At 73.2% G+C, this 21,881-nt stretch carries 22 protein-coding genes and 1 pseudogene; 11 read left to right on the top strand and 12 right to left on the bottom strand.

The genetic code is table 11. The annotated features are described in order from the left end of the window. Positions 1-190 precede the first annotated feature (190 nt). Both AB0O11_RS33770 and AB0O11_RS33765 read left to right on the top strand, forming a co-directional pair. Complete coding sequence (locus AB0O11_RS33770) at positions 191-940, top strand: maleylpyruvate isomerase family mycothiol-dependent enzyme (protein ID WP_363394680.1); 750 nt, start codon at positions 191-193, stop codon at positions 938-940. A gap of 45 nt (positions 941-985) precedes the next feature. Further along, entirely contained in the window at positions 986-1,639 is a 654-nt protein-coding gene (locus AB0O11_RS33765; RefSeq protein ID WP_363394678.1) for an MBL fold metallo-hydrolase, read from the top strand. 69 nt (positions 1,640-1,708) lie between these two features. Here AB0O11_RS33765 and AB0O11_RS33760 read toward each other — a convergent pair whose 3' ends face one another. The 5 genes from AB0O11_RS33760 to zapE form a co-directional block, all read right to left on the bottom strand. Next, positions 1,709-2,686, bottom strand: coding sequence for a TerC family protein (locus AB0O11_RS33760; protein WP_363394676.1), 978 nt, complete (start codon positions 2,684-2,686; stop codon positions 1,709-1,711). Between the two features lie 191 nt (positions 2,687-2,877). Beyond that, positions 2,878-3,456, bottom strand: a complete 579-nt coding sequence (locus tag AB0O11_RS33755) for a TerD family protein (protein ID WP_363394674.1) — start codon at positions 3,454-3,456, stop codon at positions 2,878-2,880. Positions 3,457-3,723: 267 nt separating this feature from the next. Next, a complete protein-coding gene (uvrB, locus tag AB0O11_RS33750) occupies positions 3,724-5,808 on the bottom strand; it encodes an excinuclease ABC subunit UvrB (protein ID WP_363394672.1) in 2,085 nt (694 codons plus the stop codon). A 67-nt stretch (positions 5,809-5,875) separates the two neighbouring features. Continuing rightward, positions 5,876-6,001: a hypothetical protein gene (locus AB0O11_RS33745; protein ID WP_363394670.1), complete on the bottom strand. Its 126-nt coding sequence runs from the start codon at positions 5,999-6,001 to the stop codon at positions 5,876-5,878. A 58-nt stretch (positions 6,002-6,059) separates the two neighbouring features. Then, positions 6,060-7,106 carry a cell division protein ZapE gene (gene zapE, locus AB0O11_RS33740; protein ID WP_363394737.1) on the bottom strand — a complete coding sequence of 349 codons (1,047 nt, stop codon included), beginning with the start codon at positions 7,104-7,106 and terminating at the stop codon, positions 6,060-6,062. A gap of 109 nt (positions 7,107-7,215) precedes the next feature. On the opposite strand from zapE, the gene AB0O11_RS33735 reads away from it, so the two are divergent. From AB0O11_RS33735 to msrB, 4 genes are all read left to right on the top strand, one after another. Beyond that, positions 7,216-8,007 (top strand): pyrimidine reductase family protein, encoded by a 792-nt coding sequence (locus tag AB0O11_RS33735; RefSeq protein WP_363394668.1) that lies wholly within the window; start codon positions 7,216-7,218, stop codon positions 8,005-8,007. 51 nt (positions 8,008-8,058) lie between these two features. Beyond that, the gene (locus AB0O11_RS33730; protein WP_224275336.1) at positions 8,059-8,520 is read left to right on the top strand and encodes an indole-3-glycerol phosphate synthase; all 462 of its coding nucleotides are present in this window, start codon (positions 8,059-8,061) and stop codon (positions 8,518-8,520) included. Between the two features lie 132 nt (positions 8,521-8,652). Continuing rightward, positions 8,653-10,062 (top strand): UDP-N-acetylmuramate--L-alanine ligase, encoded by a 1,410-nt coding sequence (gene murC, locus AB0O11_RS33725; protein WP_363394735.1) that lies wholly within the window; start codon positions 8,653-8,655, stop codon positions 10,060-10,062. 31 nt (positions 10,063-10,093) lie between these two features. Continuing rightward, positions 10,094-10,498, top strand: a complete 405-nt coding sequence (gene msrB / locus AB0O11_RS33720) for a peptide-methionine (R)-S-oxide reductase MsrB (protein WP_363394666.1) — start codon at positions 10,094-10,096, stop codon at positions 10,496-10,498. A gap of 49 nt (positions 10,499-10,547) precedes the next feature. On the opposite strand, the gene AB0O11_RS33715 is transcribed toward msrB, so the two are convergent. From AB0O11_RS33715 to AB0O11_RS33685, 7 genes are all read right to left on the bottom strand, one after another. After that, a complete protein-coding gene (locus AB0O11_RS33715; protein WP_363394663.1) occupies positions 10,548-11,741 on the bottom strand; it encodes a cytochrome P450 in 1,194 nt (397 codons plus the stop codon). Next, on the bottom strand, positions 11,738-12,295 hold the full coding sequence (locus tag AB0O11_RS33710; protein ID WP_363394733.1) for an ATP/GTP-binding protein: 558 nt from the start codon (positions 12,293-12,295) through the stop codon (positions 11,738-11,740). The genes AB0O11_RS33715 and AB0O11_RS33710 overlap by 4 nt, the downstream gene beginning before the upstream one ends. Before the next feature lie 100 nt (positions 12,296-12,395). Beyond that, entirely contained in the window at positions 12,396-12,749 is a 354-nt protein-coding gene (locus AB0O11_RS33705; RefSeq protein ID WP_363394661.1) for a DUF742 domain-containing protein, read from the bottom strand. Next, positions 12,746-13,177, bottom strand: a complete 432-nt coding sequence (locus AB0O11_RS33700; protein ID WP_363394659.1) for a roadblock/LC7 domain-containing protein — start codon at positions 13,175-13,177, stop codon at positions 12,746-12,748. The genes AB0O11_RS33705 and AB0O11_RS33700 overlap by 4 nt, the downstream gene beginning before the upstream one ends. Then, entirely contained in the window at positions 13,174-15,078 is a 1,905-nt protein-coding gene (locus tag AB0O11_RS33695; protein ID WP_363394657.1) for an ATP-binding protein, read from the bottom strand. The genes AB0O11_RS33700 and AB0O11_RS33695 overlap by 4 nt, the downstream gene beginning before the upstream one ends. 101 nt (positions 15,079-15,179) lie before the next feature. Next, complete coding sequence (locus AB0O11_RS33690; protein ID WP_363394655.1) at positions 15,180-16,190, bottom strand: MBL fold metallo-hydrolase; 1,011 nt, start codon at positions 16,188-16,190, stop codon at positions 15,180-15,182. A 239-nt stretch (positions 16,191-16,429) separates the two neighbouring features. After that, positions 16,430-17,389: a GNAT family N-acetyltransferase gene (locus tag AB0O11_RS33685; RefSeq protein WP_363394654.1), complete on the bottom strand. Its 960-nt coding sequence runs from the start codon at positions 17,387-17,389 to the stop codon at positions 16,430-16,432. A 277-nt stretch (positions 17,390-17,666) separates the two neighbouring features. Here AB0O11_RS33685 and AB0O11_RS33680 point away from each other — a divergent pair. The 5 genes and pseudogenes from AB0O11_RS33680 to AB0O11_RS33660 all read left to right on the top strand — a co-directional run. After that, a pseudogene (locus AB0O11_RS33680) lies at positions 17,667-18,515 on the top strand (DUF692 domain-containing protein); the annotation flags it as partial. A 14-nt stretch (positions 18,516-18,529) separates the two neighbouring features. Continuing rightward, entirely contained in the window at positions 18,530-19,069 is a 540-nt protein-coding gene (locus tag AB0O11_RS33675) for a hypothetical protein (RefSeq protein ID WP_363394653.1), read from the top strand. A 30-nt stretch (positions 19,070-19,099) separates the two neighbouring features. After that, on the top strand, positions 19,100-20,116 hold the full coding sequence (locus AB0O11_RS33670) for a TIGR04222 domain-containing membrane protein (RefSeq protein ID WP_363394652.1): 1,017 nt from the start codon (positions 19,100-19,102) through the stop codon (positions 20,114-20,116). A gap of 219 nt (positions 20,117-20,335) precedes the next feature. Further along, entirely contained in the window at positions 20,336-21,121 is a 786-nt protein-coding gene (locus tag AB0O11_RS33665; RefSeq protein ID WP_363394650.1) for a TIGR04222 domain-containing membrane protein, read from the top strand. A 42-nt stretch (positions 21,122-21,163) separates the two neighbouring features. Beyond that, complete coding sequence (locus tag AB0O11_RS33660) at positions 21,164-21,751, top strand: hypothetical protein (RefSeq protein ID WP_363394648.1); 588 nt, start codon at positions 21,164-21,166, stop codon at positions 21,749-21,751. Positions 21,752-21,881 lie beyond the last annotated feature (130 nt).

Raw genomic sequence — 21,881 nt, 5'->3', positions numbered from 1 at the left:
GACTCTGTCCAGTGGAGGCCACCCGAACGAGTGACGGCCACCCCCGGACCGTCCGTACCCGCACCGCGCGCCCACCGTATCCACGTCGGAAAACCCCCTGCTCAGGGCCCGGATTCGGGGGTAGCGTCACCTGGTCAACGAGCGAAGCCCCCGCGGGCAACGCGCCGTCTCGTCACAGAAGGCAGATTCGATGACCGACCCGCAGTCCGCCGCCGTCCCCGCCGCCTCCGCCGCCGCCCGGCACCTGGCCCAGGTCGAGGAGAGCACCCGGCACCTGCTGCACACCGCGGCCGAGCTGAAGCCCGAGGCCCTCGCCGAGCCCTCGGCACTGCCCGGCTGGACCCGCGGCCACGTGCTGGCCCACCTCGCCCGCAACGCCGACTCCCTGGTCAACCTGCTGACCGGCGCCCGCACCGGCACCGACGTCCCGCAGTACGCCAGCCACGAGGACCGCGAACAGGGCATCGAGCGCGACGCGCCCCGCCCGCTGGAGGTCCAGCTCGCCGACCTGCGCGACTCCCACGAGCGCTTCCTGGCCGCCGCCGCGCTGATGGCCGACGAGGCCTGGGCCGTCCAGGTCAGGCACCGCTTCGGCTACCTCTTCCCGGCCTCCGACATCCCGGCCAAGCGCCTGGTGGAGCTGGAGTACCACCACGTCGACCTGGACGCCGGGTACACCCCCGCGCACTGGCCGGAGTCCTTCGCCACCGCCCAGTTCCGCAAGCTCGCCACGGGCCTGGCCGAGGAGGCCGGCCTGCCCGCCGTCGAGCTGGTCGCCGAGGACACCGGGGACCGCGCCGTGATCGGCACCGGCGAGCCGGCCCTGACCGTCGAGGGCCCCGTCCGCGCCCTCACCGCCTGGCTCTCCGGCCGGTCCGCCGGGGACGGCCTGCGCCGCACCCCCGACACCGCCCTCCCCCAGCTTCCCCCGATGGGCTGACGGCGCGAGGATGATCCCAGGAGCCACTGGAGAGGGAGCGAACGGATGACGTACCACGGAGCGGTCAAGGTCGGCGGACCGCCGGACGTGCGGGAGCTGGCCCATCTGATCATCACCAAGGTGGCCGTCGGCCCGTACGACAACAACGCCTACCTGCTGCGCTGCCGGGCCACCGACGAGCAGCTGCTGATCGACGCGGCCGCCGAGGCGCCGGTGCTGCTGGAGACCGTCGGGGACGACCTCGAAACGGTGGTCACCACCCACCGGCACCACGACCACTGGGGCGCGCTGGCCGAGGTGGTCGCCACCACCGGCGCCCGGACGGCCGCCGGCGAGCACGACGCCGAGGGCATCGACGTCCCCACCGAGCTGCTGCTCGCGGACGGCGACCGGCTGCGGGTCGGCGACGTGGAGCTGACCGTCCGGCACCTGGTCGGCCACACCCCGGGCGCGATCGTGCTGGTCTACGACGACCCTCAGGGCCACCCGCACGTCTTCACCGGCGACTGCCTCTTCCCCGGCGGAGTGGGCAACACCTGGGGCGACCCGGAGGCTTTCCGCACGCTCTACCGGGACGTCACCGAGAAGGTCTTCGACGTCCTGCCGGACGAGGCCTGGGTCTACCCCGGCCACGGCAACGACACCACCCTCGGCGCCGAGCGCCCGCACCTGGAGGAATGGCGCGAACGCGGCTGGTAGTCCGCCCCCGCCGAACGGCCGAGGCCCCCGCGACCCGAATCGGTCGCGGGGGCCTCGGGGACCAGCAGGTCAGGCGTCGAGCTTCTCGGACTCGGCCTGCTCGGCCTTCTTCGAGGCCCGCAGGCTGGTGAACGTGGTGACGGCCAGCACCACCACGATGAAGCCCAGCGAGAACGGGATGCCGATCTCCGGGGCCCACGTCGCGCCCGCCTCGTGCGCGGCGTGCAGCACCAGCTTCACGCCGATGAAGCCGAGGATCACCGACAGGCCGTAGCTCAGGTGCACCAGCTTCTTCAGCAGGCCGCCGATCAGGAAGTACAGCTGGCGCAGACCCATCAGGGCGAAGGCGTTGGCGGTGAAGACGATGTACGGGTCCTGGGTGAGGCCGAAGATGGCCGGGATCGAGTCCAGGGCGAACAGCACGTCCGTGGTGCCGATCGCCAGCATGACGATCAGCATCGGGGTGATCAGCCGGCGGCCGTTCTCCCGGACCAGCAGCTTGGTGCCGCGGTAGCCGTCAGTGGACGGGAAGCGCCGGGTGATCGACTTGAGCAGGCGGTTCTCCTCGAACTCCTCGTCCTCCTCCTCGGCCCGCGCCTCCTTGACCAGCTTCCAGGCGGTCCAGATCAGGAAGCCGCCGAAGATGAAGAACACCCAGGAGAACTCGGAGACCAGCGCGGCGCCGCCGGCGATGAACACCGCCCGGAGCACCAGCGCGATGATCACACCGAACATCAGCACGCGCTGCTGGTAGATCTTCGGGACGGCGAACTTGCCCATGATCAGGATGAACACGAAGAGGTTGTCGACACTGAGCGACTTCTCGGTGATGTAGCCGGCGAAGAACTCACCCGCCGGCTCGGCTCCGGAGTGCCACCAGAGGAAACCGCCGAAGATCAGCGCCAGCACGACCCAGACGGCCGTCCAGATCCCGGCCTCCTTGATCGAGACCTCGTGCGGCTTGCGCCCACCGATGAAGAAGTCGGCCACGATCAGTGCGATCAGCACACCGATCGTGGTGACCCACATGGTTACGGAAACGTCCACTACTGCTCCTCCGGCAGGTAGGCGAGACAGTCATCGTCACTGCCGGAGGTCTCTTCCGCCCATCGGGCCAGCGCCCCGGGGTGCCGCGACGGGCACCCGTGATGACGGGGTCGGCTGTCGAGGAATACTCCCCTCCGCTGCCATCGAGAGTAACAGGGAGGCCAAGGAAAGGTAAAGAAGGTAAAGAACCGTCAGAGATGCGGCTCGATCGCCGGCAGCAGGTCCTGGAAGGTGCGCCCCTTGGCCGGCGCGCCGATCGCCTGCATCTCCCAGCCGCCGTTGCCGTCCCGGACCACCTTGGCCATGATCTGCCCGGTGTGCGGCCCGCCGCCCGCCAGCTCGAAGCGGGCCAGCTCCAGCCCGGTGGTCTCGTCCACCAGCCGGCAGTGCGCCCGCTGCACCTCGGCGAAGGTCTGCCCGGTGTACGAGCTCACCGTGAACACCACCTGGGTGATGTTCACGGGCACGTGCACCAGGTCGACCAGGATCGCCTCGTCGTCCTCGGCCCCGGAGCCGCCCTCCAGGTTGTCGCCGGTGTGCCGGACGGAGCCGTCGTTGCTCTCCAGGTGCGAGAAGAACACCACGTCGGACGGGGTCTTCTCGGCGTACAGCAGCGCCGAGGCGTCCAGGTCGATCTTCCGGGTGCGGCTGCCGAACAGTCCGCGCTTGGGGGCGGCCTGCCAGCCGAGGCCCATCCGGACCACGGTCAGGGCGCCGCCCTGCCCCTTCTGGAGGCTGACCCGCTGCCCCTTGGCCAGGTTCACCGACACGACGTTGTCCTCTCTGCCGGCCGTACGGTCACACCCGCACGGCTCCACGGTGGAACACCCCGTCGCCGTCCCCCGGCTGAGGCCCCCTCTGCGTACGGCCCGCCACCCCGTCCCGAGGGCACGATGCCGCAGGCCAGCCTAGGCCCTGCGGCACCCCGGCCTCCCCCGGGTTTCCCCGTTTGTGGCAAGGCTGAGACACCCGCGGGCTTGACCGGTGTCATTCCGGCCAAGCCCGGTCGGCCGCGCGGGTGCGCCCCTCCGGTACGCCTACGCCACACCGGCCTCGCGCATCTGCCGCAGTTCCTTCTTCAGTTCCTTGACCTCGTCGCGCAGCCGGGCCGCGACCTCGAACTGGAGGTCGGCGGCGGCCGTGTGCATCCGGTCGGTCATCTCCTGGATCAGGTCCGCCAGTTCGGCGGCCGGCAGGGACTTGGCCGGCTTGCGCTCCGCGCCCAGCGACGGCACCGGGGCCTTGCCCTGGTTCCGGTAGCCGGTGGAGAGCAGCTCGTCGGTGTCCACGTCCTCGCGGGCGAGGGTGTCCAGGATGTCGCCGATCTTCTTGCGCAGCGGCTGCGGGTCGATCCCGTGCTCCTTGTTGTAGGCCTGCTGCACAACCCGGCGGCGGTTGGTCTCGTCGATGGCCTTCTCCATCGCGGGGGTGATCTTGTCCGCGTACATGTGGACCTGGCCGGAGACGTTTCGGGCGGCGCGGCCGATCGTCTGAATCAGCGAGGTGCCGGAGCGCAGGAAGCCCTCCTTGTCCGCGTCCAGGATCGCCACCAGCGACACCTCGGGCAGGTCCAGGCCCTCGCGCAGCAGGTTGATGCCGACCAGCACGTCGTACCGGCCCGCCCGCAGCTCGCGCAGCAGCTCCACCCGGCGCAGGGTGTCCACGTCGCTGTGCAGGTACCGGACCCGGATGTCCAGGCCGAGCATGTAGTCGGTGAGGTCCTCGGCCATCTTCTTGGTCAGCGTGGTGACCAGGACGCGCTCGTCCCGCTCGACCCGCTTGCGGACCTCGTGCACCAGGTCGTCGATCTGGCCCTCGGTCGGCTTGACGATCACCTCGGGGTCGATCAGGCCGGTCGGGCGGATGATCTGCTCGACCTGGCCGTCGCCGCGCGACAGCTCGTACGGGCCGGGCGTCGCCGACAGGTAGACGCTCTGGCCGATCCGCTCCAGGAACTCCTCCCACTTCAGCGGGCGGTTGTCCATCGCGGAGGGCAGCCGGAAGCCGTGCTCGACCAGGGTGCGCTTGCGCGAGGCGTCGCCCTCGTACATCGCGCCGATCTGCGGGACGGTGACGTGCGACTCGTCGATGACCAGGAGGAAGTCCTCCGGGAAGTAGTCGAGCAGGGTGTTCGGCGGGGAACCGGGCTCGCGGCCGTCGAAGTGCATCGAGTAGTTCTCGACGCCCGAGCAGGTGCCGATCTGGCGCAGCATCTCGATGTCGTAGGTGGTGCGCATCCGCAGCCGCTGGGCCTCCAGCAGCTTGCCCTGCTTCTCCAGCCGGGCGAGCGTCTGCGCCAGCTCCGTCTCGATGCCGTTGACCGCGCGCTCCATGCGCTCGGGGCCGGCCACGTAGTGCGAGGCGGGGAAGACGTAGACGGAGTCGTCCTGGCTGATGATCTCGCCGGTGAGCGGGTGCAGGGTGTACAGCGCCTCGATCTCGTCGCCGAACATCTCGATCCGCACGGCGAGCTCCTCGTAGACCGGGAAGATCTCGATGGTGTCGCCGCGGACCCGGAAGGTGCCGCGGGTGAAGGCCACGTCGTTGCGGGCGTACTGGATGTCGACGAAGCGGCGCAGCAGGTCGTCCCGGTCGATCTCCTGGCCGACCTTGAGCTGCACCATCCGGTCGACGTACTCCTGCGGGGTGCCGAGCCCGTAGATGCAGGAGACCGAGGCGACCACGACCACGTCCCGGCGGGTGAGCAGCGAGTTGGTCGCCGAGTGGCGCAGCCGCTCGACCTCCTCGTTGATCGAGGAGTCCTTCTCGATGTAGGTGTCCGTCTGCGGGACGTACGCCTCGGGCTGGTAGTAGTCGTAGTACGAGACGAAGTACTCGACCGCGTTGTTCGGCAGCAGCTCGCGGAACTCGTTGGCCAGCTGCGCGGCCAGCGTCTTGTTCGGCGCCATCACCAGGGTGGGCCGCTGCAGTTTCTCGATCATCCAGGCCGTGGTGGCCGACTTGCCGGTGCCGGTGGCACCGAGCAGCACGACGTCCTTCTCCCCTCCCCTGATCCGCCGTTCCAGCTCGGCGATCGCCGTCGGCTGGTCGCCGTTCGGCTGGAAGGGGCTGACGACCTCGAAGGGCGTCACGGACCGCTCAATACTCGTGATGGGACGCACGCCTCCACCGTACGACCCACGAGTGACAACCGGTGCCGCTTCGCTCAGGCCACGTGCGCCTCGAAGATCACGGCCGGCTCTCGGGTGGGATCGATCCGCACGACGGCTCCGCGACCGGACAGTTCTGGAGCCAGACCCGCACCTCGGGCTCGATCTCGATCTCGTAGCCCGTCCGGGACTCGTCACCGGTCACGCCTCTCCCCCTTGCTCGGCAGTCGGAACAACTGCCGGGCAAGGGGGAAGGTCACGGCTCAGGACTTGGCGCTGTCGCGGGCGAGGGCGACGAGGCGGGAGATGGCGCGCAGGTACTTCTTGCGGTAGCCGCCGCGGAGCATCTCCTCGGGGAAGACCTGGTCGAAGGGGAGGCCGGAGGCGGTGATGGGGAGTTCGCGGTCGTACATGCGGTCGGCAAGGACGACCAGGCGCAGGGCGGTGGACTGGTCGTCGACCTGCTTGACGCCGCGCAGGCAGACCGCGGTGACGTCGTCCAGCAGCGCGCCGTAGCGGCTGGGGTGGACGGCGGAGAGGTGGGCGAGCAGGGCGTCGAAGTCGTCCAGCGAGGCGCCTGGGGTGCGGGCGGCGACGGACCCGACGGTGTCGTCGGTGTACGGCGGCGGGGCGTCGGGCAGGCCGCGGTGGCGGTAGTCCTGGCCGTCGATCCGCATCGGGCGGAAGTGCGCCGACAGGCCCTGGATCTCGCGCAGGAAGTCGGCGGCGGCGAAGCGGCCCTCGCCGAGCTTCTCCGGCAGGGTGTTCGAGGTGGCGCACAGCTTCACCCCGTTGTCGACCAGCCGGCCGAGCAGGGTGGAGACCAGCACGGTGTCGCCCGGGTCGTCCAGCTCGAACTCGTCGATGCAGAGCAGCTTGTGCCCGGAGAGGGTCTGCACGGCCTGCTGGAAGCCGAGCGCGCCGACCAGGTTGGTCAGCTCGACGAAGGTGCCGAAGGCCTTGGGGCCGGGGGCGGCGTGCCAGAGCGAGGCGAGCAGGTGGGTCTTGCCGACGCCGTAGCCGCCGTCGAGGTAGACCCCGGCCGGGCCGGTGGGTGCGGGGGCGGAGCGGCGGAACCAGCTGCGCTTGGGCGCGGAACCGTTTCCCCCGACAAGGGTGGCCGCGAACTGCTCCAGGACCTGGACGGCCTCGTACTGGCTCGGCTGGGTCGGGTCCGGGATGTACGTCCCGAAGCTCACGTCGGCGAACCGGGGCGGCGGGACCATCTCGGCGACCAGCCGCTCGGCGGGCACGACGGGGCGGCGGTCGGTGAGCGCGATCGGGGAGCCGGACGCGTCGGCGGCGGCTATCGGCTCGGTCGCGGCGGCGGGGTGGGAGGCTGCGGGCACATCAGTAGAGGGTACGCCTGCCCCGTACGCCGTCCGAACGACCCACGGTCCGCGGTGGAAGACTGGGGACATGCAACAGTTGATCAGCCCGCTGGGCGCGCGGCTTGCCGATCCGGCCGCGCTGGAATCGCTCGCCGCCCTCTACGCATACCCCGAACAGGTGAATCAGGGGCGCCCCTGGCTGCGCGCCAACATGGTGTCCGGCCTGGACGGCGGGGCCAGGCTGGACGGGCTGTCCGAGGGGCTCTCCAGCGACGCCGACAAGCGGATCTTCGGGGTGCTGCGGGCGCTGTCGGACGTGGTACTGGTGGGCGCGGAGACGGTCCGCGCCGAGGGCTACCGCCCGGGCCGGGCGCGCAAGGAGTTCGCGGCGGCCCGGGCCGCGGCGGGGCAGGCGCCCGCCCCGGCGATCGCCGTGGTGAGCCGCTCGCTGCAACTGGACCTGACCGCGCCGCTGTTCACCGAGCCGCTGGTCAGGACGGTGGTGATCACCACCGAGGACGCCCCGGCGGAGCGCCGCCGGGCGGTCGCCGAGGTGGCCGACCTGGTGCTCGCCGGCACCGGTTCGGTGGACCTGCGGGCGGGTGTGGCGGCCCTGGCCGAACGGGGCTGGACCCGGCTGCTGACCGAGGGCGGCCCGCGCCTGCTGGGGCAGCTCGCGGCGGCCGGCCTGCTGGACGAGCTGTGCCTGTCGCTGGCGCCGCTGCTCACCGGGGGTGACGCGCCGCGCATCCTCCACGACGCGCAAATGCCGGACGTGCAGCGGATGCGGCTGGTCTCATTGATCGAGCAGAAAGGATTCCTCTTCACCCGCTACCTGCGTCACCCGGGTTCGGATGACCCCGTGACCCCCCGATCGTGATCCCGTTATGCGATGCCGGGGCCCGGGGGCCGGCCACTGGAAGGGATTCACGTGTTCAAGACGGTACTGATGATCGAAAAGGCTCTCTCCGACGCGGACGTGGAGCTCGTCACCACGCTCCACGGCGAGGAGGAGGTGTCCTTCGTCGTCCTGATGCAGCCGCGCGGCAAGCAGGACGAACTGCTGCGAGCGCTCGACGACGTCGCCCTCGGCCACCTCGACAAGGTGGTGCACGAGCACGACGAGTCCGAGAGCGGGCCGACCGTGGCCACCGAGTCGCTGGAGCACAGCCTGCGCCACCTGCGCTCGGCCGGGACCGAGGCGGTGGGCGAGCTGGTCGAGGAGAAGCCGCTGGAGCGGCTGCGCGCGGTCGTCGAGGAACACCGGGCGGACGAGGTGGTGGTGCTCACCTCACCGCACTTCGTCGAGGAGTTCTTCCATCGCGACTGGGCCTCCCAGGCCCGGCACAAGGTGGGGGTCCCGGTGCTCAGGCTGTTCGCCAGCGACTCCTAGCCCGGCGCACCGGTGGTGCAGAATCGTCCTTGCGGTCCGCCCGCGAGGACGATTCCGTCTTCCCGTCCCGTCCGCCCGACCTGTCTGCCCCCGTCCGTACGGAGCCACGCCTTGAACGACGCCGCGCACGACCTGCACGCCCCGCACTTCATCGGCATCGGCGGCGCCGGGATGTCCGGCCTGGCGAAGATCCTCGCCGTGCGCGGGGCCAGCGTCTCCGGCAGCGACTCCAAGGAGTCCGAGACCGTCCTCGCGCTGCGCGCCCTCGGCGCCACCGTGCACGTCGGCCACGCCGCCGAGCACGTGCCGGACGGCACCAGCAGCGTGGTCGTCTCCAGCGCGATCCGCGCCGACAACCCGGAGCTGGTCGCCGCCCACGAGCGCGGCATCCCGGTGGTGCACCGCTCCGACGCGCTGGCCGCGTTGATGGGCGGCCGCCGGGCGCTGGCGGTGGCCGGCACCCACGGCAAGACCACCACCACCAGCATGCTCGCCGTCGCCCTCGGCGAGCTGGGCCTGGACCCCTCCTACGCGATCGGCGGCGACCTCGACGCGCCCGGCTCCAACGCCCACCACGGCACCGGCGAGATCTTCGTCGCCGAGGCGGACGAGAGCGACCGCAGCTTCCACAAGTACGCGCCCGAGGTGGCGATCGTCCTCAACGTGGAGCTGGACCACCACGCCAACTACGCCTCGATCGAGGAGATCTACGAGTCCTTCGAGACCTTCGTCGGCCGGATCGTCCCCGGCGGCACCCTGGTGGTCTCGGCCGACCACGACGGCGCCCGCGAGCTCACCTCCCGGGTGGCCGGCCGCGAGGGCCTGAACGTGGTGACGGTCGGCTCCGCCGAGGACGCCGACCTGCGGGTGCTGTCGGTGGTCGCCCACGGCATGACCAGCGAGGTCACGGTGCTGCTGGACGGCGCCGAGCTGGCCTTCACCGTCTCGGTGCCCGGCCGGCACTACGCCCACAACGCGGTGGCCGCGCTGGCCGCCGGCGTCGCGCTGGGCGTCCCGGCCGCCGATCTGGCCAAGGCGCTCGGCGCCTACACCGGCGTGCGCCGCCGCCTCCAGCTCAAGGGCGAGGCCGGCGGGGTCCAGGTGATCGACTCCTACGCCCACCACCCCACCGAGATGACCGCCGACCTGGAGGCGATCCGCGAGGGCCTGACCGGCGAGGGCCGGGTACTGGTGGTCTTCCAGCCGCACCTGTTCAGCCGCACCCAGCAGCTCTCCGAGGAGATGGGCCGGGCCCTGGCGCTGGCCGACGCCTCGGTGGTGCTGGACATCTACCCCGCCCGCGAGGACCCGATCCCCGGTGTGACCAGCGAGCTGATCATCGACGCCGCCCGCCGGGCCGGCGCCGAGGTCACCGCCGAGCACTCCTTCGCCGCCGCCCCCGCCCTGCTGGCCGGCCTCGCCCGCCCCGGCGACCTGCTGCTGACCATGGGCGCCGGGGACGTCACCAACCTCGGGCCGGCCATCCTGGACCACCTCGGGGGAGGCCTGGCCCACCTCGCGAACGTTGCTTCCAACGTCTGACCCGTACGTACACCGCGACCGGGAGCCCGTGATGAGCTACGAGATCGAGAAGACCGAGGCCGAGTGGCGCGCCCAGCTCAGCCCCGAGGAGTACCGCGTACTCCGCGAGGCGGGCACCGAGCGACCGTTCACCGGTGAGTACACCGACACCAAGACGGTCGGCGTCTACAGCTGCCGGGCCTGCGGGGCCGAGCTGTTCAGCTCCGAGACCAAGTTCGACAGCCACTGCGGCTGGCCGTCCTTCTACGATGCGCGCAACTCCGACGCCGTGGAGCTGCTGGAGGACAACAGCCTCGGCATGCGACGTGTCGAGGTGCGCTGCGCGAAGTGCGGCGGGCACCTCGGGCACGTCTTCGAGGGGGAGGGCTACGGAACTCCGACCGACCTCCGGTACTGCATCAACAGCGTCTCGCTGACGCTGAGGCCGGCCGGGTAGGACGACCCGCAGGAGGCCCGGTCACCGCTACGGTGACCGGGCCTCCGCGTCATCCTGCGACCGGTTCGAAGCGGACCGGGAGGTGCATCAGGGCGCGGTGGAACGGGCCCGGGCGCCAGAGCAACTCCTCGGCCGGGGTCGACAGTTCGAGATCACTGAGGCGGCTGCCCAGCTGCTCGACGGCGGTGATCGCGATCAGCAGGGCCGGATCCCTGGCCGGGCAGGCGTGCGGGCCTGCCGCCCAGGCCAGGTGGGCGCTCTCGCCGCTGCGCAGCCCGCCGTCCTCGGCGGGCGGCGCGGCCTGGGAGTTGGCGGCCGCGTACGAGACCAGGACCAGCGACCCCGCCTTGATCTCCCGGCCGTGGAAGGTGATGTCGTACCGCGGGTAGTGGGCCGAGAGGTTGGCCATCGGCGGCTCGTGCCAGAGCACCTCGTCGATCGCCTGGTGGGCGGTCATCGCGCCGCCGAACAGCGAGCCGGCGTAGCGGGCGTCGGTGAGCAGGCGCAGCAGGGCGTTGCCGATCAGGTTGGTGGTCGGCTCGTGCCCGGCGATCAGGGTCAGGGTGATCTGCCGGATCACCTCGTCGTCGTCCAGCCCGACCGGGTGGGTGACGTACCAGGAGGCCAGGTCGTGCCGGGGGCGCTCGCGGCGCTCGGCGACCATCGCGGTGACCACCGCCAGGAGCTTCCCGTACGCGGCGCCGGCCTGCGCGGTGGACTCGATCAGCCCGGTGATCGAGTCCACCACCTCGTCGCGCTGCTCCTCCGGCACGCCGAACCAGGTGGTGAGCACGAAGGCGGGCAACTGGCGGGCGTACTCGGCGATCAGGTCGGCGTGCCCGGCGCCGGCGAAGCGGTCGATCAGCCGGTGCGCGGTCTCGGCGACCTGCCGCTGGAGCCGGTGCGGTTCGAACAGTGCGAGGGCGTCGGTGATCACCGCCCGGTAGCGCGCGTGCGTCTCGCCGTCGCTGAACATGGCGGTCGGACGGTAGCCGAGCATCGGCATCAGCGGGGAGTCCGGCGGGATGGTCCGCTGCCAGGCCCGGGAGTCCTTGGAGAAGGTGTCGGTGTCGCGCAGCAGGTCCAGCGCGGCCTGGTAGTCGGTGACCAGCAGGGCCTCGACACCGGGCGCGATCTCCACCGGGGCGACCGGGCCGTGCCGCCGCAGCCGCTCGTAGACCGGCTTGGGATCGGCGGCGAAGACCGGGCCGTGGATCGGGGTCGGTCGGGACTCGACGGTCACGGCTGCTCCGAGGTGGCGGGGGCGGCGGGCAGGGCGTCCAGGATGTGCTCGGCCAGCGCGATCAGCACGTCCAGGCTGCTGTCGCGCTCACGGGCGTCGCAGAGCAGCAACGGGGTGGCGGCGTGCAGGTCCAGGTGGGTGCGCAGCACCTCGACCGGGTGGTCCGGTGCGTCGGGGAAGCGGTTGACGGCGACGGCGTACGGCAGACCCTGCTCCTCGACCATGTCCATGATCTCGAAGGAGTCGGCCAGCCGGCGGGTGTCGGCGAGCACCAGGGCGCCCAGGGCGCCGCGGGCGATGTCCTGCCAGAGCGGGAAGAAGCGGCGCTGGCCGGGAGTGCCGAACATGTAGAGCACGAGGTTGCCGGGCAACGTGAGCCGGCCGAAGTCGACGGCGACGGTGGTGGTGGTCTTCTCGGGCAGGCCGGCCAGGTCGTCCACCGGGCGGCCGGTCTCGGTCATCGCCTCCTCGGTGTGCAGGGTGGCGATCTCGGAGAGGGTGCGGATGAGCGTGGTCTTGCCGACCCCGAACGGGCCGGCCACCACCAGCTTCATCAGCGTCTGGTCCTGGTCGGGCAGGTAGCCCACCCGGCCCGGCCGATCCGCCCCTCCGGGCAGGATCGTCTGGTCTTCCGGGTCCGGCCGGCCGGCCGGGTCACCGGAGCGCACGGAGTCCAACGAGGAGCCTCTCGACGATGGAGCGGTCGGTCTGCTGGGCACGCGGGATCGGCGCGCGGGCGTGCAGGCAGCCCGCCTCGACCAGGTCGGCCGCGAGGAAGACGGTGGCGCTGACCGGCAGGCGCAGGTGCGCGGCGGCCTCCACCACGGTCAGCGCGCCGGGGCGCAGCAGGTCCCAGAGCCGGCGGTGTTCGGGTTCCAGCGCGGCCGGCGGGTCGGCGCGGTCGGCGAACAGCACGGTCAGCCGATCGAAGCCCTTGGTGCCGGGGCTGCTGCGGCCGCCGGTGGCCAGGTAGGCGGGCACCATCCGCCTGCGGGGGGCGGCGGTCATGACCGGTCGTCGTCGTCCTGCCGCCGGGTCGGGCTCGCGAGCGCGCGACCCAGGGCGGCGACCTGGAGCTGCATCTGGTAGGCCACGTTGCCGAGCTGGGCGTCCGGCGAGGTGAACACGGCGAGCGAGGTGTTCTCCCCGGCGGGCACCACGATGGCGTAGCCGAGGTCGGACTCCACCACGGTCTGGGCCAGCCGGGGCCGCTCGGCGTCGGTGAACGCGGTGGTGAAGGCCCGGGCGGCGGCGTGCACCGTGGCGGTCATCGCGGCGACCCGCTCGGCCGAGGCGCGGTCCAGGCCGCCCGAGGCGCCCTCGACCAGGCCGTCCCCGGTGGCGATGACCGCGTGCAGCACCCCCGGCAGCTCCAGCAGCGGGGTCAGCACCCACGAGATCTCGTCGGTGGCGGTCGGGCTGGGCGTGCTGCTCACTGCTCGGCTCCTTCTGTGGTCGGACCGGTGCTCTGGTCACCGGGGTCGCGGCCGGCGGCGGTGTCGCCGGGGGTGCTGGTGGTCTTCGTCGTGCCGGTGGTGCTGCCGCTGTCCCCGGGGGCGGCCCGGCCGGGTGCGGCGCCGGCGGCCTCCTCGCGGACGGCCCGGGCCACGGCGGCCCGGCCGGAGTCGGTGCCCTGCTGCAGCGCCTGCCAGTGGGCGGCGGCCTGCTCGGGGCAGCGTGCGGCCACGGGGACGGGGGCGGGGGCGGGGGCGGGCTTCGCGGCGGCCAGCGGACGGCGGCGGCGCCGGGTGGGCAGGCCGGTGCCGTCGTCGGCCGCGGGTGCGTCCGCTGCGGGCGTGTCCGTCGCGCGCGTGCCCGTCGCACGCGCACCGGGCGCACCGGGCGCACCGGCCGTGCGGCCGCCCTCCGGCGCGTCGTCCTCTGCCGGGCCGTCCGCGACCGGGTCGGGCACCACCCGGATGGCCGGGGCCGGGTGCGGGCCCGGCCGGTTGTGGCGGTCGGCGAGCTGCGGGCCGTCCTGCTCGTCCGCGTCGCGCATCGGCGGGACGGCCGCGACGGTGGGCGCCGGGGCCGGGCCGGCGCCGCCCCGCAGCGGCAGCGGGGTGAGCACCGACAGCGGCCGCTCGTCGTCCACCACGGTCACCAGCGCGGCCGGGATGCGCAGGATGGTCCGCATGCCGCCGTACGGCGAGGGCTCGATGTGGCAGGAGAAGCCGTACTGGCGGGCCAGCTTGCCGATCACCGCGAAGCCGGTCCTGGGCGGGTTGCCGAGCTCGGTGAGCAGCATGTCCGGCGGGCCGGCCAGCAGCCGGCGGGCGCGGCGCAGCTGGTCCTCGTCCATGCCGATGCCGCTGTCGTCGATGATCACCAGCGCGCCGCGGCCGCCCTGCTGGACGGTGACCGGGACGTCCGTCTCCGGGTGGGAGTACGCGGTGGCGTTGGCGAGCAGCTCGGCGAGGGTGACGGCGATCGGCTCGGCGGCCCGGGCGACCACCGCGAGGTGCTGCTCGCGCAGGTGGTTGGCGACCTTGATCCGGGCGTAGCCGGGCACCCGGGAGAGCGCGCCGACGACCACCTCGGCGAGCGGCGAGTCGGTGCGGGCCAGGCCCGGCCAGGCCTCGCAGAGCACCGCGACGGTCTGGATCCGGCGCAGCGCGACCTCATTGCGGAAGTCGACCTCCAGCAGCCGGGGGTCGTCGTTCTCGTGCTGGAGCTGCTGGACCAGGCTCTGGATCTGGTACAGCAGGGTCTGGATCCGGGAGGTGGCGCCGCGCATGGCGGCGCGGGCGGCGGCGTCCACCCGCTCGCGCTCGTCGGCGAGGGCGGCCTGGGCGGCGTCCAGGACGGCCTGCAGTGCCCGGACCGCCTCGGGGCCGACGGCCTGCGGGTCCAGCGGGCCGACCAGCGGGGCGTTGGCGTGGGTGAGCCGCACGGCGGTGGCGGCGACCCGCTCCTGGGCGAGGTGGCCGATCTCGGCGAGCAGCGCGGCGCCGCGTGCCTCGGCGGCGGCGAGCGCGCGGTCGGCCTGTTCGGCCCGGGCGGTCGCGGCGTCGCCCTGCTGCACGGCGTCCCGGACGGTGTCCTGCGCCTGCCGGGCCGCCTCCTGCGCCTCGCGGACGCTGTTCTCGGCGGCCCGGGTGCGCTCCTCCGCCCGCCGGGCGTCCTCCGCGGAGCGCCGGGCGGCCTCCTGTGCCTCGCGCTGCTGCTGCTCGACGCGGGCGAGCGCCCCCTCGGCGGCCCGGGCCCGCTCCTCGGCCCGGCCGAGCGCGCTCTCGGCGGCCACCGCCCGGGCGACGGCCCCGGCCCGGCCGCGGGCGAGCACGGCCGCGGCCACGGCGGCGACCAGCGCCAGGACGATCAGCGCGATCTGCGTCATCGAAGTCCTCGGGGGTGCTTGCGGGGTGGATCGGGTGGTTCGGCCGGGCCCGGGGGCGCGGCGCGGGTGGGGCGCCCGGGCGGTGCCGGTTCCGGACGGGGTCAGTTCCTGGCGGTGCGCGGGCGCGGGGAGCGGATGTCGTCCTCGGCCAGCTCCCGGGCCACCAGGGCGACCTGGCCCATGGCTTCCAGGACGCCCGGGGCGGCCGAGCCGTCCAGGTGCCGGTATTCGGCCGCGACGGTGAGCACCAGCCGCTCGGGCAGGCCGAGCTCGGGGTAGCGCTGCTCGGCGATCACCCGTCGGGCGGCGTCCAGGGCGGGTATCCCGGCGGCGTGCAGGGCGTGGGCGCGCTCGCGGACGTAGGCGAGGTAGCCGATGTGCTCCCGGACACCGTCGCGGTCGAGCACCGGGCCGTGGCCGGGCACGAAGATCTCCGCGCCGGTGGCCAGGGCCTGTTCGCAGGCGCCGATGATGTTCTCCAGCGGTCCGGCCCAGTGCGAGGGGTGGTCGCCGGGCTGCTCGGGCGTCGAGGAGAAGATCACGTCGCCGGTGAACACCGCGCGCTGGTGCGGGAGGTGGACCATGAGATCCCCACCCGTGTGGGCGGCGGGCAGGCTGGTGATCCGCACCGGGTAGTGGCCGACGGTCAGCTCCAGCTCGCCGGTGAAGACGGTGTCGGGACGCACCGGCTCGGTGTCGGACCAGTCGAACCGCCCGAAGTGCGCCTTCAGGTAGCCGCCGAGCGCCGAGTCCGGGTCGCTGTTGACGACCAGCGCGTGCTGCTGCTGCGGGCTGGGCTCCCAGTGGATGTGCTCCAGTGCCTCGCGGGTGGCGATCACCTCGGCGTCCGGCAGCACCCCGGCGCCCCACAGGTGGTCCCCGTTGGCGTGGGTGACGACCACCCGGTCGATCCCGACCCCGTCCGGCAGCAGCCGCCGGCTCGCGGCGAGGAACTCCCCGGCCATCGAGGGGTCGTACGGCGTGTCGATCCAGAGCGCGGTGGTCTCCGAGGCCAGCAGCCCGCAGTTGGCCAGGCCCCACCCCCGCTTCGGCGGGAGCCACACGTAGAGGTCCTCGGCAATCGCGCTCACGTTCGCACGGCTGATCGTCATGTGCGCGATTATGCCCATGCTGTGTCAGAAGTGGAGCAAGACCATGTCGGTTCAAGCCACTTCGCGCCCGGAGCAACCCGGGCTGCCCCGATTCGTCCCGCATGGTCTGGACCACATCTGGCCGAAGTGGCCTGGCCCGGCACCCCGCGGAAGCCCCCGGGCCGCCCCCTCGGACCTGCACCGACCCCTCGGCGACGGCATCGATCGCACACGCACCCGCCGCCGGCCTGACCGCGGCGTCAGAGCACGCGCGCCGAGGGCAGCTTCAGCTGCTTGATCCCCTTGCGCTCCCCCGCGCAGCGCTCGTAGCCCAGCCATGCGTTGATCGCCAGCATCGGCCCGTTGGTCGTGTCGTTGCTGGTGTATGCGTGCCGGTAGCCCGCCGCCGCGGCGAGCCGCAGCGACTCCAGCTTGGCCGACTTGGTCAGCCCCCGGCCGCGGAACTCCCGGCGGCAGGCGGTGAACGCGGACCAGTAGCGGTCCACCCCGTCGGTCTGCACCATGCTGGACGCGGCCGGCCGGCCGTCCACCACGGCGACGACGCTCAGCGCCAGGTCCCGGTCCGGCCGGGCCCAGTCGTCGCGCAGCCAGTCCTCGTACTCGTAGGCGTCCATCGGCACCTCACTGCCCGGCTCGTCCAGGATGGCGTCCGCCTCGACCAGGAACACCGGGTACGGGTCGGCCGCCCAGTCGGCGGCCGGGCGCAGTTCGACCCCGGTCGGCAGTACGGGCGCGGACGGCAGCGGCAGCGTCAGGTCCCGTCCGGCGAACTGCATGGTGCGCCCGATCCGGTAGTCCTGGGCGGCGCCGAAGGCCAGCGAGGCGGGCTCGTCGTCCAGCCAGGTGTGCACCTCGGTCACCCCGTGCCCGGTCAGGTGCCGTTCGGCCGCGGCCAGCAGCACGGTGGCCGCGCCGCGCCGCCGGAACCCGGGCAGCACACTGCCGTTGGCGTAGCCGACGCCCGTGGTCGTCGTCCCGAGCACCACCCCGCAGCGCACCGCGCCGACCACCCGGCCGTCCAGCTCTGCGACGAAGGTGCGGAAGTGCTCCTCGGGGCTGGGTCGGGCGTTCAGCCAGACCAGCGTCTCGGCGGAGAGCACCAGGTGCTCGCGCCCGGCCCGGTGGGCCGTGGCCACGGCCTCGGCGTCCTCGGGGCGGAAGTCACGGATCGTCAAGGAGGAGGAAGGCGAAGAAGTCATGGATTGCCACGCTAGCCTCGCCCGCCCGCCAGGCGCCTCCGGTTTTCCCGCCGGACGGCACCCCGCCTGCGGGGACGGCCCGGGGTCGGCCCGGGGTCGGAACCGGGGTCCCTCACCGCCGGAACGACATGCTCAAATAATGCTCTGAGAAGACCGGGTGAGGCTTGGCAGCCACCCCACCCGGGGACATTCTCAGCAGCACGGCCGCACGGTTCCGGCGACGACGCCCGCACCGGTCGACGGCCCTCCCACCCGGCCCTCCGAAGGGGGCGAACCGATGACTTCCCCTGCCCTGGACACCGCGCCCCGAGAATCCGCCGACCGCGCAGCCACGCCCCGACTGGGCGTCGGCCTCGGCTGGCGCAGCGAGATCGACACCGTCGTCGAGCGCCAGCCCGGCCTGGACTGGGTCGAGGTGGTCGCCGAGAACATCTGCGCCGACCACCTGCCCGACTCCCTGACCGTGCTGCGCGAACGCGGGGTCACCGTCGTCCCGCACGGCGTCGGCCTCGGCCTCGGCGGCGCCGACCTGCCCGACCCCGGCCGCCTCGCCCGGCTCGCCGAGGCCGCGCTGACGCTCGGCTCCCCGCTGGTCACCGAGCACCTGGCCTTCGTCCGGGCCGGCGGTTTGGAGGCCGGCCACCTGCTGCCCGTCCCCCGCACCCGGGACTCGCTGCGGGTGATCGCCGAGAACGTCCGGATCGCCCAGGACCAGCTTCCGGTGCCGCTCGCCCTGGAGAACATCGCCACCCAACTCGCCTGGCCGGACGACGAGTTAACCGAAGGACAGTTCCTCGCCGAGCTGGTCGGCCGCACCGGCGTCCGACTGCTGATCGACGTCGCCAACCTGCACACCAACCGGGTCAACCTCGGCATCGACCCGGCCGCCGAACTCGACCGCCTGCCGCTGGAGGCGCTCGCCTACGTCCACGTCGCGGGCGGCACCCTGGTCGACGGCGTCTGGCACGACACCCACGCCCACCCCGTCACCGAGCCCGTGCTGGACGTGCTGGCCGAACTGTGCGCGCGGGTCGCCCCGCCCGGGGTCCTGCTGGAGCGGGACGCCAACTTCCCGCCGCCCAGCGAGCTGGCCGGTGAACTGGACGCCATCCGCCGAGTGCTGGAGGGGAGCACCCGGTGATGACCGACCCGACCACAGCGCGGAAGAACACCGACCGGGACCTCGCCGTCGGGGACCTCGCCGTCGGGGACCTCGCCGTCGGGGACCTCGCCGTCGGGGACCTCGCCTCCGGGGACCTCGCCGCCGCCCGGCAGCGCCTGGCCCGGCGTCAGGAGGAACTGCTGGCCGCCCTGGTGGCCGGCGGGCCCGTCCCGCCCGGTTTCGACGAGCGCCAGGTCCGCGCCCAGTCCGCCGGCCTGGCCGCCAAACGGCGGGACACCACCGCCAAGGTGGCCCCGGACCTGCCCCGCGCGCTCGGGGCGCAGTACGGGCCGCTCTTCCTCGGCTACGCCCGCTCCCACCCGCAGACCGGCGGCTACCGCGCCGACGCCCGGGCCTTCGCGCAGTGGGTGCTCACCGACGGCGGCCCGCTCGCCGCCGACCACCGCCGGGCCCTGGAACAGTGGCTCCACCCGGCACCCGTACGGCCGCCCGGCCCGCTCGCGCGCCTGCGCCGGGCCCTGCGCCGCCGGGGGCCGGCGGCCTCCGCAACGCCCTGACGAACAATCACCACCCCGGGGGAACCATCCATGTGGCACAACAGCTACTTCATCGTCCCGGCCGTCCTGCTGGCGGCCGCCGCCCTGTACGCCGCCCGGACCCGGCAGCGCGTCAGCCAGGTCCGGTACGCCAAGGGCCTGCCCGGCCGCGGCCTGCCGCTGCTCGACACGGCGTACCTGTCCGGCGGGGCGGGGCGGGTGTTCGACACCGCCCTGGTCCGGATGCACCTGAGCGAGCAGGCCGTGGTCAGCCGCTCCGGCCTGGTCACGCTCACCGGCGGCAAACCGTACGACGCCGTCGACAAGGCGATCCAGGACGCCGTCGGCCCGACCGGGAGCCGTGAGATCGGCCCGCTGCGCCGCACGGTGACGCGCTCCCCCGCCGTCTGGGCGATCGGCAACCGGCTCGCCGACCGCGGCCTGCTGCACCGCCCCGAGCGGCAGTGGCGGGCCGCCAGGGCCCGTCGGCTGCTCTGGCTCGCGCTGCTCGTCGTGGTGGCCTCCGCGGTGGCCGCCGAGCTGCTCGACGACGGCGCCGCCGGCCACGAGCGCCCGAACCTCTGGGTTCCGGGCCTGCTGCTGTTCGTGGGCGTCGTCACGCTGCTCGTCACCCGGCCGCTCAAGGGCCGGATCACCCCGGCCGGGCAGCGCCAGCTCTCCCTGATGCAGGGCACGCCGTGGACGCCCAAGGACGGGGTGTCGCCCAAGCTGGTCGGCGGCGCGCTGCTCGGCGCGCTCGCGCTCGGCGGCCTGGCCGCCGCCGGGCTGGAGAACCCGGAGCTGGAGGCCGCGATGCTGGCCGCGGGGGCCGAGGACGAGGCCGTACGGCAGGCGACCGCCGCGGGCTCGGCCGCGTCGTCGTCCGGGTCGTCTTCCTCGTCCTCGTCGTGCTCCTCCGGTTCCTCCGGCTCCTCCGGCTGCGGGTCGTCCAGTTGCAGTTCCTCGCACTCCTCCAGCTGTGGCTCCTCACACTCCTCCAGCTGCGGGTCCTCCTCCAGCTGCGGCTCCAGCTGCGGATCGAGCTGCGGCGGCGGCTGCGGCTCCTGAGACACCCCCGGCAGGCTCGCACGTGGGCTCGCCGAGCCCGGCTTCGTCCACCACGTCGTCCACCACGTCGTCCACCACGTCGTCCACCACGTCGGCCGCCTGCGGGTCGAGCTGCGGCGGCGGATCCTGACTCCGGCGGCGCCCGCCGGACGTCACAGTTCGGTATCGCGGACCGGGAAGACGTCCCGCGCGCCGTCGACGCAGGCATACAACAAGCCCATGTGGTTGCTGTTCCTCATCCCGGCATGCGTCGCGGCGGTCCTGTCCTCCCTCCGACTGGTCCGGATGACCGCCACCGCCGACGCCCTGGCCGACCGGAACGGCCTGCGGCCCCCCGAAGCCGTCGGCATCGGCCTGTACGAGACCGCCTACCTGGCCGGGGGGCCGGGCCGGGTGGTCGAGCTCGCCCTCGTCCTGATGGCCGGCCGCGGACGGCTGCACCTGGCGCACACCGGCTGGACCACCGTGGTCGATCCCAAGGGCCGCAGCCGCCTGGAGCGGGCCGTCATCGCCACGGTCGGTCCCGAGGGCCAGTGCCGGACGGACGAGCTGCGCCGGGCGATGGCCGAGCACCCCACCGTGCTGGAGATCGGAGCCCGGCTCGCACTGGCGGGCCTGGCCACCCCGGCCCTGGTGCAGCGCAACACCGTGGTGGTGATCCGGCAGGTCCGGCACGCGCTGTTGCTGTCGCTGATCCTGCTGGCCGCCGCGCTGGCCCTCGGCGGCTTCACCGGCGGTGACACCGTCGCCCCGCTCGCCTGGTTCTCGCTGCCACTGGTGCTCACCTCGGGCACCCTGCTGATGGCCCGGGTCGACGTCTACCCGTACACCCGCTGGGCCTCGCCGATCGGCCAGGAGGTGCTGCGCGAGGTCCGCCCGGCCCGCCAGCGCGGCCTGGCCGACGACGAGGAGCGCGAACTGCTCACCGCCGTCGCCATGAACGGCCCGGCCGTCCTGCCCGACGCCCGGCTCCGCGCCGCCCTGCGCCCGCACCGGGGCCAGTAAAACCGACTGCACATCCCCGCTGACCAGGCCAGACTTCCGTCCATGAACAAGCGGGACCACGACGTACTCGACCGCGCCCGGGACGAGGGGCGGCTCGTCCGGCTGCGCCGGACCCTCCCCGGCGCGCAACGGCTGGAGGGCTTCGTCCTCCACACCGGCCCGGTCTGGACCCTGCTCGCCAACTGCGCCGACCACCAGCTCGACGGCTGGACCGCCGTCCACACCTGCACCCTGCACAAGGTCCGCGACCGGGGCGGCGAGGAGTCCCTGACCGTACGGGCGCTGCGCGGCCGCGGCCTGTGGCCGCTCCGCCTGCCCGCCGCCGACCTGCCGCTGGACGACCACGCCGGCCTGCTCGCCGCCGCCGGCGCCGAGTACGGACTGGTCTCCCTGCACGCCGAGCACATCAATCCGGGCATCCTCCGGGTCGGCACGGTCACCGAGCTGCGCCCCCGCTCACTGCGGCTGCACGAGGTCGACACCGAGGCGCGCTGGTACCCGAAGCCGGGCAAGTACCGCCTCAGCGACATCACCCGGGTCGACTTCGGCACCTACTACACGGAGGTGCTGCGCGAGTTCGCCGGGCCACGGCCGGAACGCAACGGCGCGGAGGCCGGCTCCCCCGCGTGATGCGCAGGGAACCGGCCTCCGAAGACCGCGCGGTCGCTCAGACCAGGCCGTTCAGCAGCTCGCTGACCGGCTTGCGGCGGCCGGTGAAGAACGGCACCTCCTCGCGGACGTGCAGCCGGGCCCGGGAGGG

The organism is Kitasatospora sp. NPDC093102, from assembly GCF_040683915.1.
Classification (GTDB): domain Bacteria; phylum Actinomycetota; class Actinomycetes; order Streptomycetales; family Streptomycetaceae; genus Kitasatospora.
This window is presented reverse-complemented; position numbering and strand designations above follow the sequence as displayed.

What these genes read in the sequence shown, in the direction of transcription:
- AB0O11_RS33735 (WP_363394668.1), top strand. Translation starts at nt 7,216, where the DNA reads ATGCAACAGTTGATCAGCCCGCTGGGCGCGCGGCTTGCCGATCCGGCC.
- AB0O11_RS33665 (WP_363394650.1), top strand. Translation starts at nt 20,336, where the DNA reads ATGTGGTTGCTGTTCCTCATCCCGGCATGCGTCGCGGCGGTCCTGTCC.
- AB0O11_RS33710 (WP_363394733.1), bottom strand. Translation starts at nt 12,295, where the DNA reads ATGAAGCTGGTGGTGGCCGGCCCGTTCGGGGTCGGCAAGACCACGCTC.
- AB0O11_RS33770 (WP_363394680.1), top strand. Translation starts at nt 191, where the DNA reads ATGACCGACCCGCAGTCCGCCGCCGTCCCCGCCGCCTCCGCCGCCGCC.
- msrB (WP_363394666.1), top strand. Translation starts at nt 10,094, where the DNA reads ATGAGCTACGAGATCGAGAAGACCGAGGCCGAGTGGCGCGCCCAGCTC.
- AB0O11_RS33705 (WP_363394661.1), bottom strand. Translation starts at nt 12,749, where the DNA reads ATGACCGCCGCCCCCCGCAGGCGGATGGTGCCCGCCTACCTGGCCACC.
- AB0O11_RS33660 (WP_363394648.1), top strand. Translation starts at nt 21,164, where the DNA reads ATGAACAAGCGGGACCACGACGTACTCGACCGCGCCCGGGACGAGGGG.
- AB0O11_RS33695 (WP_363394657.1), bottom strand. Translation starts at nt 15,078, where the DNA reads ATGACGCAGATCGCGCTGATCGTCCTGGCGCTGGTCGCCGCCGTGGCC.
- AB0O11_RS33690 (WP_363394655.1), bottom strand. Translation starts at nt 16,190, where the DNA reads ATGACGATCAGCCGTGCGAACGTGAGCGCGATTGCCGAGGACCTCTAC.
- AB0O11_RS33685 (WP_363394654.1), bottom strand. Translation starts at nt 17,389, where the DNA reads ATGACTTCTTCGCCTTCCTCCTCCTTGACGATCCGTGACTTCCGCCCC.
- AB0O11_RS33670 (WP_363394652.1), top strand. Translation starts at nt 19,100, where the DNA reads ATGTGGCACAACAGCTACTTCATCGTCCCGGCCGTCCTGCTGGCGGCC.
- AB0O11_RS33765 (WP_363394678.1), top strand. Translation starts at nt 986, where the DNA reads ATGACGTACCACGGAGCGGTCAAGGTCGGCGGACCGCCGGACGTGCGG.
- AB0O11_RS33675 (WP_363394653.1), top strand. Translation starts at nt 18,530, where the DNA reads ATGACCGACCCGACCACAGCGCGGAAGAACACCGACCGGGACCTCGCC.